We start from the raw sequence: 14,048 nt of genomic DNA, 5'->3' as shown, positions 1-14,048 counted from the left end.
CGAACGGCACCGGGACGCCCGTCAGCCGCGCTCCCCCAGCCGGTCGACCAGCCACGCCGCCGCTGGCACCACCACCAGCGCGGTGCACCAGCCCCCGAGCACATCGGTCGGATAGTGCGCCCCCAGCACGACCTGCGCCCACCCCATGACACCCCCGGCGGCCAGCGCCGTGGCGACCACGAGCACCGTGCCCGCCCGCCGGCCCAGGCCGAGCCGCCGGGACACGAGCAGCGCCCCCGCGAGGGCGAGCGCGGTGAGGAAGGCGGTGTGCCCGCTCGGGTAGGAGAGATTGCCGTCCCCGTGGATGGTGCGCCCCGCCAGCTGCTTGATCACCGTCGCCGCCGCGACGCTCGCACCGGCACCCGCGACGACGAGCCCCGCCGCGCGCGGCCGCCGCAGCAGCAGGCAGCCCGCCACGGCGGCCGCGACCAGCACCACCGCTCCCCCGGGCTCCCCCAGGAAGTCCACGGCCAGCGCGACGCCCCGCCACGAGGGCCCCACCCCGTCCACCGCCGCCCCGACCCACCCGTCCACCCCACCGGGCCCGCTGCCTCCGGCATACCGGACCCCGAGCACCACGACCACCAGCGCGGCAAGCCCCGCGACCCACCCGAGCCGCGGCCGCGGAGACCTGGGCTCCCGGGCACCGCCGGCCGCCACGCCGGACATGCCCGCACCGCTCGCCCCCTCCGGCTCCCGCCGGCGCCCTCTGCCCACCACGCCCCCTCCGCCGAACCGGCCCCGCCCCCGCACTCTGACACAGCGGCCGCCCCGGGGTACGGCGCCGGGGGCGACGGGGGCCGTCCGCCCGCCGCTCGGGGGAAAGTTCGGCGGGCGGAACGGGCCGGCGGGCGCCCGACCGCCGGCCGCGGCCCCCGTCGCCTACGAGTCAACTCCTTTCCCGCCGCCGATGACAGAGTGTGAATGCGCCAACTCGGTGCGGCCGTTTCGCACCCCGTGCGAAACGGTCACCCGCCGTCACTTCGCACGGGGTGTGAAACGGGGACCCGGATCTCCCCGCCGCACACGCTCCCGCCGTCCCGCCCACGGCAGTTGACTGGTTCCGGTAACCCCCGACCGTCCCCAGGAGAAGGAAAGAGGAGAGCGGAACGTGACCGCCCACCGGGACCCCGATCTGATCGCCGCCGACTTAGCGGAGCTGCGCCGCCTACTCGACGTACGCACCGCCGAGGTCGACGGCCGGCTCGCACTGCACGCCCAGCGCTGCGAGCAGAACACGCGTGACGCGGACGAACTCCAGGTCCGCGTCACGCGTTTGGAGAGCCGCCGCTGGCCGCTGCCGTCGATCGCCGCACTCACCGGCCTCGGGGCGCTGGCGGCCGCGCTCTGGCAGGCGTCCGGGCACTGAGCCCGGCCGGCCTCAGCCGAGCCTGAGGTGGTGCAGCAGCAGCAGCGCCGCGGCCATGTTCGCGGCCGGCACCTCCCCCCTCGCCACCATGTCGGGCACCAGCTTGAGGTCGACCCACTCCCGCCGGTCCGACTCGAAGTCGTCCTCCGGGGCGCCGAGGTACTCGGCGCGGTCGGACCAGTAGATGTGGTGCCGCGCGTCGGTGAGGCCGTTGGACGGCTCCACCGTGAGGAGGTGCTGGAGGGGTCCGGGCCGCCACCCGGTCTCCTCCGCCATCTCCCGCGCGGCCGCGGCGGCCGGGTCCTCCCCGTCCTCCACCACGCCGGCGGCCAGCTCCCAGCCCCAGCTGTCGGTGATGAACCGGTGCCGCCACAGCAGCAGCACCTCGTTGGCGTCGTTGACCGCGGTGGCCACCGCGACCGGCCGCATCCGGATCAGGAAGTGATCCAGATGGCGGCCGTCGGGCAGCTCCACATCGGCCAGGGTGACCCGGAACCAGGGATTCGCGTAGACCGGCTTCTCGCCGAGGTTGTTCCAACGCACGTAACTGCCACCTTCCGCTGTGTGGGCCGGCAAGGTGACACGAGCCCGGTCACAGCGGAACGCGCAGCACCTCGTCGATGAGATCGGCAGCCTCGTCCGTCGCGGCGCTCCCGGTCTCCGCCAGATGCTCGCGCACCGCCCGCAGCCGGTCCCGCAGGCGTTGCGACTCCATGCCCCGGGCCTGCTCCGTCATCTCCGCGGCGTTGGCCACGGCCCGGTCCGCGTCCCCTTGGCGCAGCTCGATATGGGTGAGCATGGCCAGCCGGTGAACCCGGCCGCGGTCGTGTGCGGGGGTGTCCACGGCGGCGTCCGCCTGCTCCCGGGCGGACCGCAGATCCCCCAGGCTGAGCAGCGCCTCCGCCACCTGTACGTTCACCAGGCCCGGCTGCACATAACCGGTCTCCGCGGGCTCCAGCCCCGGACGGATCCGCTCCGCCGCGGCCTCGGCCCGCCGGATGCAGGCCAGCGCGCTGGAACCGTCGCCCAGCCGCGCGTACGCCTTGGCCTGCATCGCGTAGAGATCGGCCGACAGCGCCGGGGTGAGCTGCCCGCCCGCGGCGCGCAGGGCCGCCTCGGCGAAGGCGACCGCCTGGCGGTACTCCCGTACGAAGAGGGACTGGTTGACCAGCAGCGCGATCACATACGCGCCGAGGCCGCGGTCCCCGCTGGCCTTGGCCAGCCGCAGCGCCTGATGGAAGTAGCGCTGGGCCAGTCCGAGAGCGTCCGAGTCGTACGCGCAGATGCCCGCGACGGCCACCAGCCCACCGGTCGCCCGGTGCAGCTGACGCCCCGTCGCATCGCTGTAGCTGCCCCGCAGCAGCGGCGCCGCCTCGGTGTTGAGGAATCCGACGATGCGCGTTCTGGTAGCGATACCACCCGCCTTCCGGTACATCTGCTCGTAGTGGGTCCGCGCCGCCCGGAGCATCTCGATGTCGGCCATGCCGACCCGGGTCAGCCCGTCGCGCGAGACGTCGAAGTCCTCCGGCGGGTTCTCCCACTCCCACACCGGGATGATCGCCGAGGTCCCGGTGAGCGCGGGCGCCGCGACCACGTGCGGCCGCTGCTGCTCGTCGGACCGCCACAGCGCGGTGGCCCGTTCGACGAACCCCGACAGCGGGGTGTCCGCGGCCCGGCGCGCCCCCGGGCCGCTGAGCCCGATGTCGTCCAGGCCCACCGGCCGGTGCAGCCGCTCGCCGAGGATCTCGCAGATCAGGTCCGGCACCTGGCCGCGCGGCCGCTGGCCCTTGAGCCAGCGCGCCACGGCGGTGTGCTCGTAGCGCAGCGCGAGCCCGCGCCGCCGCCCGAGCTGGTTGATCCGGGCCGCGAGGCCGGCGTGCGAGATACCGGCCTCGTCCAGGATCGCGTCGAGCAGCGTGTTGGGCTCCATGCCTCGCCCCCCGGGGACGTACGGACTCCGTAAGTCCAGCGTAATCAGGGGGAGTTCACACGGGGTGTGATCCGGCCGCGGCCCGCGCCGCACACGCGACGGGCCCCCGCCCACCACCGTGGACGAGGGCCCGCACGCGACACCGGGCGTCAGCCGCGCAGCACCGCGCCCATCCGCTCGACGGCGACCGCGACCGCCGCGTCCCGGGCCGCGCTGGCCTCGTCGGCGGTCAGCGTCCGGTCGTCCGCGCGGAACCGCAGGGCGTAGGCCAGCGACTTCTTGCCCTCGCCCACCTGCTCGCCGGTGAAGACGTCGAACAGCCGCAGCGACTCCAGCAGGGCGCCGGCGCCCTCGCGGAGCGCGGCCTCCACGTCCGCCGCCGCGACCGACGCGTCGACGATCAGCGCGACGTCCTGGGTGGCCACCGGGAACGTGGAGATCCGCGGGGCCTTCAGCGCACCGGCGCCGGCCCGCTCCAGCCGGTCCAGGTCGATCTCCATCGCGCTGGTGCGCTCCGGCAGACCCAGCGCCTTGACGACCCGCGGGTGCAGCTCACCGGCGTTGCCGACGAGGATCTCCTCGCCGTCGGCGACCGCGAGCAGCGCCGCGCACCGGCCGGGGTGCCAGGGGGCGTGCTGGTCCTGGCGGACGATCAGCTCGACGCCGGCCTCCCGGGCCACCGTGCGGCCCGCCTCGATGGCGTCGGCCCAGCCGGCCGGGTAACCAGGACCCCACCAGCCGGCCTGCTCCCGGGCCCCGGCGAGCACCACGGCGGCCCGCCGCGGCTGCTGCGGCAGCGAGGCGTCCAGCGAGGCGATCTCGTCGTCGGTGGGCCGGCGGTCGACCACCAGCCGGCGGGCCGGCTGCTCCTGGCCGGTGGCCCGGAAGACCGGGCCGGTCTCGAAGAGCGCCAGGTCGTGGCTGCCCCGCCCGTAGTTCCGGCGCAGCGCGGCCAGCAGCCCCGGGAGCAGGGTGGTGCGGAGGTCCGGCTCCTCGTCGGAGAGCGGGTTGACCAGGGTCACCGCGTCCCGCCGGGGGTCGTCCGGCTCGATGCCGAGCTGGTCGAGGACCGCCGCGCCGGTGAACGGGTAGTTCAGCGTCTCGACGTACCCGGCGCCGGCCAGCACCCGGCCGACCCGGCGGTGCAGCCGCTGACGCTCCGTCAGACCGCGGCCGGCCGGCGGCAGCGGCAGCGTGGAGGGCAGGTTCTCGTAGCCCTCCAGCCGGATGACCTCCTCGGCCAGGTCGTTGGGGTCGGCGAGGTCCGGGCGCCAGGACGGCACGGTGACCACCAGCTCGTCCTGACCGTAGACGTCGCAGCCGACCTGCTGGAGGCGGCGGACGACGGTCTCCCGGCCGTAGGTGACGCCGGCGACCTTGTCCGGGTGGTCCGCCGGGATCGTGAGCGTGCGCGGTCCGCGCGGCGAGACGACCTCGGTGACGCCGTCCTCGGCGGTGCCGCCGGCCAGCAGCACCAGCAGGTCCACCGTGCGCTGGGCCGCGGCCGAGGCCGCCTCCGGGTCCACCCCGCGCTCGAAGCGCTTGGCGGCCTCGGACGACAGCCGGTGGCGGCGGGCGGTCCGGGCGATGGCGATCGCGTCGAAGTGCGCGGCCTCGATCACCACGTCGGTGGTGCCGCGCAGCGCCCCGGTCTCCGGGTCGGCCACCGGGGCGGCGATCTCGGTGTTCGCCCCGCCCATCACACCGGCCAGCCCGATCGGGCCGCGGTTGTCGGTGATGACCAGGTCCTCGCCGTCCAGCACCCGCTTGGTGCCGTCGAGGGTGACCAGCTCCTCGCCGGGGGCGGCGCGCCGCACGCCGATCGGGCCCTCGACGGTCGCCCGGTCGTAGGCGTGCAGCGGCTGGCCCAGCTCCAGCATCACGTAGTTGGTGACGTCCACTGCCAGCGAGACCGGGCGCATCCCGGCCTTCTGGAGCCGCCGCTGCATCCAGATCGGCGTGCGGGCCTCCGGGGCGAGCCCGCTGACCGTACGGGCGGTGAAGCGGTCGCAGCCGATCGGGTCGGCCACCTGGACCGGGTAGCCGCCGGCGTTCGGCGGCGGGACGTCCAGCAGCGCCGGGTCGCGCAGCGGCAGCCCGAACGCGGTGGCGGCCTCGCGGGCCACCCCGCGCATCGACAGGCAGTAGCCGCGGTCCGGGGTGACGGCGATGTCCAGCACCTCGTCGCGGAGCTCCAGCAGCTCGATCGCGTCGGTGCCGACCTCGGTCTCCGGCGGCAGCACGATGATGCCGCCCGAGCCGTCGTCGCCCATGCCCAGCTCGTCGCCGGAGCAGATCATGCCGTGCGACTTCTTGCCGTAGGTCTTGCGGGCGGCGATCTTGAAGCCGCCGGGCAGCTCCGCGCCCGGCAGCACCACGACGACCTTGTCGCCGACGGCGAAGTTCCGCGCACCGCAGACGATCTCCTGCGGCGCACCCGTGCCGTTGGCCGCGCCGACGTCCACCGTGCAGAAGCGGATCGGCTTCTTGAAGCCCTCCAGCTCCTCGATGGTCAGCACCTGGCCGACCACCAGCGGGCCGGTCAGGTCCGCGCCGAGCTGCTCGACGGTCTCGACCTCCAGGCCGACCGCGATGAGCTTCTCCTGGACGTCGCGGCCGGTCGTGGTCGCCGGCAGGTCGACGTACTCCCGCAGCCAAGAAAGCGGGACCCGCATCAGATCTCCATCCCGAACGGCCGGGTGAACCGGACGTCGCCCTCGAACATGTCGCGCATGTCTTCCACGTTGTGCCGGAACATCAGCATCCGGTCGATTCCGAACCCGAAGGCGAAGCCGCTGTACTTCTCCGGGTCCACGCCGCAGGCGATCAGCACCTTGGGATTGACCATCCCGCAGCCGCCCAGCTCGATCCAGCCCTCGCTGGAGCAGGTGCGGCAGGGCCGGTCGGGGTTGCCCACGGACGCGCCACGGCAGACGTAGCAGACCATGTCCATCTCGGCGGACGGCTCGGTGAACGGGAAGTAGTTGGGCCGCAGCCGGGTCTTCATGTCCGGGCCGAAGAGCGCCTGGACCATGTGGTCCAGGGTGCCCTTGAGGTCCGCCATGGTCAGGCCCTCGTCCACGGCCAGCAGCTCGATCTGGTGGAAGACCGGGGAGTGCGTGGCGTCCAGCTCGTCGGTGCGGTAGACCCGCCCCGGGCAGACGACGTAGACCGGCGGCTCGCGGTCGACCAGCGTACGGGCCTGCACCGGCGAGGTGTGGGTGCGCAGCACCACGCCCGACTCGCCCTCGGCGGCCGCCCCGGCACCGTTGGCCTTCACGAAGAAGGTGTCCTGCATCTGGCGCGCCGGGTGGTCCGGTACGAAGTTCAGCGCGTCGAAGTTGAACCACTCGGCCTCGACCTCGGGGCCCTCGGCGACCTCGTAGCCCATCGCGACGAAGACGTCGGCGACCCGCTCCATGAAGGTGGTCAGCGGGTGCCGGGCGCCGGCCGGTACCCGGTCGTAGGGCAGCGTGACGTCCACCGCCTCCTCGACCAGGACGCGCGCGTCGCGCTCCGCCTCCAGCTCCTCCTGGCGGGCCTTGAGCGCCTGGCTGACCCGGCCCCGGGCCTGGCCGACGCGCTTGCCGGCGTCCGCCTTGGCGTGCGGGGGGAGGGCGCCGATCTCGCGGTTGGCCAGCGCCAGCGGCGACGTGCCACCGGTGTGCGCGACCTTCGCCTGGGCGAGCGCGTCAAGGTCACCCGCGGCCGCGATGGCGGCCAGCGCCTCATCGACCCGTCGGGCGATCTCTTCCGGTTTCAGGGCTTCGACCTCGACAGGGTCGTACGACTTATTGGGTGCGGACATCTCTTCCCGTGCTTCCGGTGGTGTGGCTTGGCGCGGCTCGCTTCGCCTCGGCTCTGCGCCCGCGTGTCCGCGATGCCTGTGCGCCAAAGGTGCCAAAGGTCAAGTCTAAGGGGCGGGCGGCCCGCCCCCGGGGGCCGGGGCGCCCGCGGCCCCCCTTCAGCCCAGGAAGGCCGGGGCGGCGACGGGCAGGCTGAAGCGGAACTGGGCGCCGCCGGCCGGGGCCCGGCCGACCGTGATCGTGCCGCCGTGCGCCTCCACGATGCCCTTGACGATGTAGAGGCCCAGGCCGGTGCCGCCTCGCTTGCTGCCCCGCCAGAAGCGGGTGAACACGCGGCTCATCGACTCCTCGGGGATGCCGGGGCCCTCGTCGCTCACGGTGACGCACGTCCCCTCTCCCCCACTGGTGCCACCGGCGCCGCCGGCCGGTCCCACCTCGATGGTGACCGTTCCCGCGCCGTGGCGCACCGCGTTTTCCAGGAGGTTGCCCAGCACCTGGTCCACCTTGTCCGGGTCCGCCCACAGATCGGGCAGCGGCTCCCGCATCCGGATCAGGAAGCGGTCCGGGCGCTGGCCCGCGGTGGTCTGCGCCTGGACGTGCCGGCGCACCGCGGCGACCATGTCGATCCGCTGCCGGCGCACCTCCAGCCGCCCGGAGTCGATCCGGGAGATGTCCAGCAGCTCGGCGATCAGCCGGGTGACGCGGTTGGCGTCCGCGTCCACCGTCTCCAGCATCAGCCGCTTCTGGTCGTCGGTGAACCGCTCCCACTTCTGGAGGAGGGTGGCGGTGAAGCCCTTGACGGAGGTCAGCGGCGACCGCAGCTCGTGCGCCACGGTGGCGATCAGCTCGGCGTGGCTCAGCTCGGTGCGCCGCCGGGCCTCGGTGCCGCGCAACGCGATCACCAGCCGCCGCACCGGACCGGTCGGCGCGCTGCGCACGTACCGGGCCGAGACCAGCACCTCGCGGCCGCCCAGCAGGAGATTCCGCTCGGGCTGCCCGCGCCGGATCGCCAGTCCCCCGTACGGGTCGGTCAGCTGCCACCAGCGGCGGCCCTCCAGGTCCTGGAGCGGCAGCGCGTCCCCGACCGGCCGGCCCAGCGCGTCCCCCGGCGCGATCCCGGTGATCCGGGCCGCCGCGGCGTTGAAGCAGATCACCCGGCCGTGCTCGTCGGCCACCACCAGCCCGTCGGGGAGGTCGTCGGGGGCCAGCCCGGGGCCGGTGCCGGACGCCGCCGGCGGGCCGCTTCCGGCGGTCGCCGCGATCGCCGAAGTCCTCGCCGTCATCGCCGTGTTACCCCCTTCCGGGCCGGAGCTGGCAAGACTACTAGCTCGGCCCGGCCCGCCCGCCGGGATCGCGGCTACGCCCCTCCGGCGGGTGACCCCGCCCGGCACCCGCCGGCGGTGCGCTGGGCCCGCGCGGAGGCGTAGAGGCAGACCGCGGCGGCGGTCGCGAGGTTCAGGCTCTCGGCCCGGCCGTGGATGGGCACCCGCACCACCGCGTCGGCCAGCGCCCGGGTCTCCGCGGGCAGCCCCCACGCCTCGTTGCCGAACACCCAGGCGGTCGGCCCGCCCATCGCGCCGGCGTCCAGCTCGGCGTCCAGGTCGCGGTCGCCCGCCCCGTCCGCGGCCAGGATCCGGACCCCGGCGTCCCGCAGCCCGGACACCACCTGCTCGACCGGCACGCCCACCGCGACCGGCAGGTGGAACAGCGAACCGACCGAGGCCCGCACCGACTTGGGGTTGTAGAGGTCCACCGAGGCGTCGGTCAGCACCACCGCGTCGGCGCCCGCGGCGTCCGCGCAGCGCAGCACCGTCCCGGCGTTGCCGGGGTCGCGGACGTTGGCCAGCACCGCGACCAGCTGCGGCCGGGCGGCGAGGATCTCCTCGAACGGCGAGTCCAGGAAGCGGCAGACCCCCACCAGGCCCTGCGGGGTGACCGTCTGCGAGATGTCCGCGACGGTCCGGTCGTCGGCGAAGTGCACCCGCACCCCGGCCTCCCGCGCCGCCTCCACGATCTCCGCGTGCCGCTCGGCGGCCTCCGCGGTGGCGAACACCTCGACGAGGGTCGGCGCGCCGCCGGTGCGGTGCGCGACGGCCTCGCGGACGGCCTGCGGGCCCTCGGCGATGAACCGGCGTTCCTTGCCGCGGAAGTGGCGGCGGGCCAGCCGCCGGGCGGCGGAGACGCGCGGGGAACGCGGGGAGATCAGCTCGGGGGTGCCCATGGGCGGCGGCTCGCTTCTTTCGTTCGGTGCGGGGCCCCGGCGGGACGGCCCGGGGCCGGAAACGCGGCGGACCCGCAGGCCGGGGCCCGCGGGTCCGTCATCACGACGTCGTCCCGACGTCACAGCGCTCGGAGGCTGGGATTCAGGCAGCAGCCTTCGGGGCGTTGACGTCGCTCGGCAGCGCCTTCTGCGCGACCTCGACCAGCGCGGCGAACGCGTTGCCGTCGTTCACGGCCAGGTCGGCGAGGATCTTGCGGTCCACCTCGACGTTGGCGGCCTTCAGACCCTGGATGAAGCGGTTGTAGGTCATGCCGTTGGCGCGGGCAGCGGCGTTGATGCGCTGGATCCACAGCTGACGGAAGTCGCCCTTGCGCTTCTTGCGGTCGTTGTAGTTGTAGACGAGGGAGTGGGTGACCTGCTCCTTCGCCTTGCGGTACAGGCGCGAGCGCTGGCCGCGGTAGCCGCTGGCCTGCTCCAGGATCGCCCGGCGCTTCTTCTGAGCGTTGACTGCCCGCTTGACGCGTGCCACTTGTTAACTCCTTGTAGCGGGGCCGTGGTCGTTCTTCACACGGCCCGGATCAGCGTGTGGTCCCGGTGCGGTCGGTGCGCCCCGCCCGTGCGGCGGAGCGCCCCGGCTCACTTGCCGAGAAGCTTCTTGATCTTCGCGGTGTCGCCCGGGGCCATCTCGGCGTTGCCGGTGAGGCGACGCGTCACGCGGGACGACTTGTGCTCGAGCAGGTGGCGCTTGCCTGCGCGCTCGCGCAGCACCTTGCCGGAGCCAGTGACCTTGAAGCGCTTGCTGGCACCGCTGTGCGTCTTGTTCTTCGGCATGCGCCGTTCTCTCCTCGTCAGTGGCGCTCCCGCCGGCCCAGGCCGCTGTGCGGGAGCGTCAGATGTATCGGTTGTTCCGTGGCGGTTGCCCCGGCCTGAATCCGGGGCAGCTCACCCTGGAGGTCACGCCTCGGCGCGCTCCTCAGCGGGCTCCGCGGGAGCCCCGCCCTGACGCGTCGCCTTGCGGGCGGCCTGCGCCTCACGGGCCTCGGCCATCGCCTCGGTCTTCTTCTTGTGCGGACCGAGGACCATGATCATGTTGCGGCCGTCCTGCTTCGGGTTCGACTCGATGAACCCGAGGTCCTGGACGTCCTCCGCGAGCCGCTGGAGCAGTCGGAAGCCCAGCTCGGGCCGGGACTGCTCGCGACCACGGAACATGATCGTGATCTTGACCTTGTCACCCTGCTTGAGGAACCGGACGACGTGACCCTTCTTGGTGTCGTAGTCGTGCGGGTCGATCTTCGGCCGGAGCTTCATCTCCTTGATGACCGTGTGCGCCTGGTTCTTGCGCGCCTCACGGGCCTTCATGGCCGACTCGTACTTGAACTTTCCGTAGTCCATGAGCTTGCAGACCGGCGGACGGGCGTTCGCCGCCACCTCGACCAGGTCGAGGTCGTACTCCTGCGCAAGCTCCAGGGCCTTGGCAAGCGGCACAATGCCGACCTGCTCGCCACTGGGACCGACGAGTCGCACCTCGGGGACGCGAATCCGGTCGTTGATGCGGGGCTCGGCGCTGATGGATCCTCCTCGGTAGCACCACGCGACGGCCTGGCGGACTGCCGCGTAACGTCTGTTCGGTGTGACCAACCGCGCCGGTACACGAAAAATGCCCCGGACGGGACACAGGCGGGGCTCCATGAGATCAGGAGCACCGCCGCGAAGTCTCCGCGGGGCGCAGCCGGACCGTTGACCCGCCAACCGTCAGATCGGTCGGGTGGGAGATCGGAGCCTCCACTTGTGGGCCGGTCACCTATGTGTCCGGCCGGTCGGAACACCAGGATACACGAGTCAAGGGGTGCGGCCCCACTGGTGTGCGGGCGGCCGCCGCGCCGCACGCCACCACCCCGCGCCCGCTGGCGCTCCCGGGCGCGGGGCCGCCGCCCCGGGGCCATAGGCTGGGGGCGACCCCTCCAGCAGGAAGTGAAGCCCCACCCCATGAGTGAGCAGACCCCCCAGCAGCCGGCCGCCCCGGAGAGCGCCGGCGCGGCGCGGCAGGACTTCGAGACCATGACCCGGGACATCGCGGAGGTGCCGGCGGTCGAGGTGATCACGACGGTCGCGGTGCACCTGATGAGCTCGGCGGCGGTCAACCTCGGCCTCGCCGAGGACGGCGCGGACCACAAGGACCTGGACGAGGCCCGCAAGCTGATCCAGGCGCTCGCCGGCCTGGTCACCGCCAGCGCCACCGAGATCGGCTCCTACCACGCGGCCCCGCTGCGGGACGGCCTGAAGTCGCTCCAGCTCGCCTTCCGCGAGGCGTCGGTCGTCCCGGACGAGCCCGGCCAGGGCCCCGGCGAGAAGTTCACCGGCCCGGTCTACGGCTGACCCGGCCCCGCACTCGGCGGACGAGCCCCCACCGGATCCTTCCGGTGGGGGCTCGTTGCCGCCGGTGACTGCCCGGGCCGCGGGCCCGGCGCGGTCAGACGCGGTCGCCGGGAGCCGGTTCGTCGGGGCGGGCCGGGCCGACGGGGGCGGCCCGGTCGGCGATCACCACGGGCTCCTGCGGCGGGTGCGTGATCTGGTGCACCAGGGCCGCCACCGCCCCGCCGATCAGCGGCGCCACGATGAACAGCCACACCTGGGTGATGGCCGCGCCGCCCGCGAACACCGCCGGGCCCAGGCTCCGCGCCGGGTTCACCGAGGTGCCGTCCAGCGGGATGCCGATGAGGTTGACGGTGCCCAGCGCCAGACCGATCGCCAGCCCGCCGAAACCGACCACCGCCACCTTGTGCGTGACGCCCAGGACGACGAAGACGAACAGGAACGTCATCACGATCTCGGCCACGAACGCGCCGCCGAGGTTGATGTGCACCGCGGAGCGGTCCCCCCAGCCGTTCGTGCCGAAGGCCGCGTGGGTCTGGAGGCCCGGGACCTGCTTGGCGACCAGGAAGAGCAGGGCGGCACCGACGATGCCGCCGAGGATCTGCGCGACCCAGTACTCGACGGCCGTACGGGGCGTGATGCGCTTCGCCAGCAGCATGCCGAGCGTCACCGCGGGGTTGATGTGGCAGCCCGAGATCGGGCCGAGGGCGTAGGCAAGTGCCAGCATGACGAAACCGAAGGCCAGGGCGATGCCGAAGGTGCCGATGTATTCGCCGGCCAGCACTGCCGCGCCGACGGCGAAGAACACCAGGAGCAGCGTGCCGAGGAATTCGGATACGACCGTGCGGGTCTCCGTGGTCTCCATGGGCTCTCCTCGCGTGGATCTTGAGCTCTCCTGGCATTGTGCGGCCGGGAGCGCGGGGGCGCCCGTTGGCGGGGAGGGGGCGGGGCGCGCCGGTGGGCGGCGGGCCTTCCGCGCACCACGGAGACGAGCGGGGCGGAGCAGGGAGACCGGTCGGCGCGCCGGGTCCCGGTGGCGCGGGAGGTAGGGGGGAGCGGGGGCCGGCGCGGGCGCTGCTCAGGGGACGGCGGGGCGGCGGCGCGGCGCCCGTACGTGTCGGGGGCGTACGGGCGGGCCGTGGGGCCGTTCGGGGCGGGTGGGGACCGGTGCGGCGGCGCGGCTTCGGGGCGCCCGCGCCGGGTGGCGCGGGCGGGTCAGCGCCGGTAGAGGGGCGTGCCGGAGGCTTCGCTGCCGGGGCGGAGGAGGGCCAGGTCCAGACCGCGGACCAGGCGGGCGCGGAGGGTCTCGTCGGCGGCGAGGGCCTGGGCCAGGCGCTGGGCGGCCTCCGCGGGGGCGGCGTCCGGAGCGAGGCCGACGGCGAGCGTGCCGTCGGTCTCCGCGGACGGCGTCAGCCGCGCCTCGACCACCGCCGGCTCGGCGGCGAGCAGCGCCCGCAGGGCCTCGGTGACGGCCGGGTCCGCCAGCGGGTCGGCGGTGGTCCGGCCCTCCGCGAGGGCCCGCAGCGCCGGGCCGGTGAGCTGGTACGGGGCCGGGCCCGCCAGGTCGATGACGACGGTGTCGGCCTGCTCGTGCGCGGCGGCCAGCAGCGCCTGCTGGAGCGGCACCGCCACCGGGCGCGCGTCCGGCCGCCAGCGGTGCAGGGTCGCCATCGACGTGAACGCCGGAAGGGCGCGGCGGCCGTCCGGCGCGGTGAGGGTCGGAACCGCCATATCGCTGGTCTTCTCGCGGCGCAGGCCGTCCGGGCCGGTCTCGACCTCCCCGAGGACCGCCACCACCGGAACGAGCAGGCGGGCGCCCGCCAGGGCGGAGAGCAGGGCGGTTTCCGCGGCCGGGTCGCCCGGATCCGCCGCGCGGGCCGCGAGGGCGGCCGCGAGCGCGGGATCGGCGGAGCCGTCGTCGTCGGCGAAACCGGGGGTGGGGATGTTTTTCTGCACGGTCCCGAGCGTATCGGGGGGTTCTTCCCACGTTGTCGGGTGGGCCGCCGTGGGGGGTGTTGCGTGTGCGCCTGCGGCGCGTTTCGCGTGCGCGGGGGATCCCACGTGGGCGGGTTCCCCGCCGCGGGGGTGTTTTTGGAGCGCCTGCGGCGCGTTTCGCGTGCGCGGGGGATCCCCCGTGGGCGGGTTCCCCGCCGTGGGGGTGATTTTGGAGCGCCTGCGGCGCCTTTCGCGTGCGCGGGGGATCCCCGTGGGCGGGTCCCCCGCCGTGGGGGGTGATTTTGGAGCGCCTGCGGCGCGTTGTTGCCGCTGCGCGGGGCTGTTGGGGTGCGGTGACGGGTCTGCGGGGGTGGGGTGTCGGACTGCTTCGCTTTACGTCCGGCACCCCACCCC

14 protein-coding genes are annotated in these 14,048 nt (G+C 74.2%); 2 read left to right on the top strand and 12 right to left on the bottom strand.

The annotated features are described in order from the left end of the window. Window positions 1–21: 21 nt before the first annotated feature. Entirely contained in the window at window positions 22–669 is a 648-nt protein-coding gene (locus tag MUU72_RS28620; RefSeq protein ID WP_248016313.1) for a phosphatase PAP2 family protein, read from the bottom strand. A gap of 442 nt (window positions 670–1,111) precedes the next feature. On the opposite strand from MUU72_RS28620, the gene MUU72_RS28615 reads away from it, so the two are divergent. Beyond that, complete coding sequence (locus MUU72_RS28615) at window positions 1,112–1,369, top strand: hypothetical protein (protein WP_248016312.1); 258 nt, start codon at window positions 1,112–1,114, stop codon at window positions 1,367–1,369. Window positions 1,370–1,381: 12 nt separating this feature from the next. Here the strand turns inward: MUU72_RS28615 and MUU72_RS28610 are convergent, their stop codons facing one another. The 9 genes from MUU72_RS28610 to infC form a co-directional block, all read right to left on the bottom strand. After that, entirely contained in the window at window positions 1,382–1,912 is a 531-nt protein-coding gene (locus MUU72_RS28610) for an NUDIX domain-containing protein (protein WP_248016311.1), read from the bottom strand. Window positions 1,913–1,961: 49 nt separating this feature from the next. Continuing rightward, window positions 1,962–3,299 carry an NsdA family TPR-like regulatory protein gene (locus MUU72_RS28605; protein WP_248016310.1) on the bottom strand — a complete coding sequence of 446 codons (1,338 nt, stop codon included), beginning with the start codon at window positions 3,297–3,299 and terminating at the stop codon, window positions 1,962–1,964. A gap of 149 nt (window positions 3,300–3,448) precedes the next feature. Further along, a complete protein-coding gene (gene pheT / locus MUU72_RS28600) occupies window positions 3,449–5,974 on the bottom strand; it encodes a phenylalanine--tRNA ligase subunit beta (protein ID WP_248016309.1) in 2,526 nt (841 codons plus the stop codon). Next, window positions 5,974–7,107: a phenylalanine--tRNA ligase subunit alpha gene (gene pheS, locus MUU72_RS28595; RefSeq protein WP_248016308.1), complete on the bottom strand. Its 1,134-nt coding sequence runs from the start codon at window positions 7,105–7,107 to the stop codon at window positions 5,974–5,976. The genes pheT and pheS overlap by 1 nt, the downstream gene beginning before the upstream one ends. A 156-nt stretch (window positions 7,108–7,263) precedes the next feature. Further along, on the bottom strand, window positions 7,264–8,388 hold the full coding sequence (locus MUU72_RS28590; RefSeq protein ID WP_248016307.1) for a sensor histidine kinase: 1,125 nt from the start codon (window positions 8,386–8,388) through the stop codon (window positions 7,264–7,266). A 74-nt stretch (window positions 8,389–8,462) separates the two neighbouring features. Next, window positions 8,463–9,326, bottom strand: a complete 864-nt coding sequence (locus MUU72_RS28585) for a TrmH family RNA methyltransferase (protein ID WP_248016306.1) — start codon at window positions 9,324–9,326, stop codon at window positions 8,463–8,465. Window positions 9,327–9,468: 142 nt separating this feature from the next. Further along, complete coding sequence (gene rplT, locus MUU72_RS28580) at window positions 9,469–9,855, bottom strand: 50S ribosomal protein L20 (protein WP_248016305.1); 387 nt, start codon at window positions 9,853–9,855, stop codon at window positions 9,469–9,471. Between the two features lie 107 nt (window positions 9,856–9,962). Beyond that, a complete protein-coding gene (gene rpmI, locus MUU72_RS28575; RefSeq protein WP_046726698.1) occupies window positions 9,963–10,157 on the bottom strand; it encodes a 50S ribosomal protein L35 in 195 nt (64 codons plus the stop codon). 123 nt (window positions 10,158–10,280) lie between these two features. Then, entirely contained in the window at window positions 10,281–10,964 is a 684-nt protein-coding gene (gene infC / locus MUU72_RS28570; RefSeq protein ID WP_248016304.1) for a translation initiation factor IF-3, read from the bottom strand. A 348-nt stretch (window positions 10,965–11,312) separates the two neighbouring features. Here infC and MUU72_RS28565 point away from each other — a divergent pair, with 348 nt between their 5' ends. Then, entirely contained in the window at window positions 11,313–11,702 is a 390-nt protein-coding gene (locus MUU72_RS28565; RefSeq protein WP_248016303.1) for a DUF1844 domain-containing protein, read from the top strand. A gap of 94 nt (window positions 11,703–11,796) precedes the next feature. Here the strand turns inward: MUU72_RS28565 and MUU72_RS28560 are convergent, their stop codons facing one another. Together MUU72_RS28560 and MUU72_RS28555 are read right to left on the bottom strand one after the other, a co-directional pair. Then, the gene (locus tag MUU72_RS28560; protein WP_248016302.1) at window positions 11,797–12,564 is read right to left on the bottom strand and encodes an MIP family channel protein; all 768 of its coding nucleotides are present in this window, start codon (window positions 12,562–12,564) and stop codon (window positions 11,797–11,799) included. Window positions 12,565–12,914: 350 nt separating this feature from the next. Next, complete coding sequence (locus tag MUU72_RS28555) at window positions 12,915–13,655, bottom strand: SseB family protein (protein ID WP_248016301.1); 741 nt, start codon at window positions 13,653–13,655, stop codon at window positions 12,915–12,917. Between the last annotated feature and the right edge of the window lie 393 nt (window positions 13,656–14,048).

Origin of the sequence: Streptomyces rhizoryzae (assembly GCF_023155275.1) — a bacterium.
GTDB lineage: Bacteria > Actinomycetota > Actinomycetes > Streptomycetales > Streptomycetaceae > Streptomyces > Streptomyces rhizoryzae.
This window is presented reverse-complemented; position numbering and strand designations above follow the sequence as displayed.

Bases quoted from the DNA above. Each gene is read 5' to 3' on its own strand.
- MUU72_RS28620 (WP_248016313.1), bottom strand. From the start codon at position 669: ATGTCCGGCGTGGCGGCCGGCGGTGCCCGGGAGCCCAGGTCTCCGCGG.
- MUU72_RS28605 (WP_248016310.1), bottom strand. From the start codon at position 3,299: ATGGAGCCCAACACGCTGCTCGACGCGATCCTGGACGAGGCCGGTATC.
- pheT (WP_248016309.1), bottom strand. From the start codon at position 5,974: ATGCGGGTCCCGCTTTCTTGGCTGCGGGAGTACGTCGACCTGCCGGCG.
- pheS (WP_248016308.1), bottom strand. From the start codon at position 7,107: ATGTCCGCACCCAATAAGTCGTACGACCCTGTCGAGGTCGAAGCCCTG.
- MUU72_RS28590 (WP_248016307.1), bottom strand. From the start codon at position 8,388: ATGACGGCGAGGACTTCGGCGATCGCGGCGACCGCCGGAAGCGGCCCG.
- MUU72_RS28585 (WP_248016306.1), bottom strand. From the start codon at position 9,326: ATGGGCACCCCCGAGCTGATCTCCCCGCGTTCCCCGCGCGTCTCCGCC.
- rpmI (WP_046726698.1), bottom strand. From the start codon at position 10,157: ATGCCGAAGAACAAGACGCACAGCGGTGCCAGCAAGCGCTTCAAGGTC.
- MUU72_RS28565 (WP_248016303.1), top strand. From the start codon at position 11,313: ATGAGTGAGCAGACCCCCCAGCAGCCGGCCGCCCCGGAGAGCGCCGGC.
- MUU72_RS28560 (WP_248016302.1), bottom strand. From the start codon at position 12,564: ATGGAGACCACGGAGACCCGCACGGTCGTATCCGAATTCCTCGGCACG.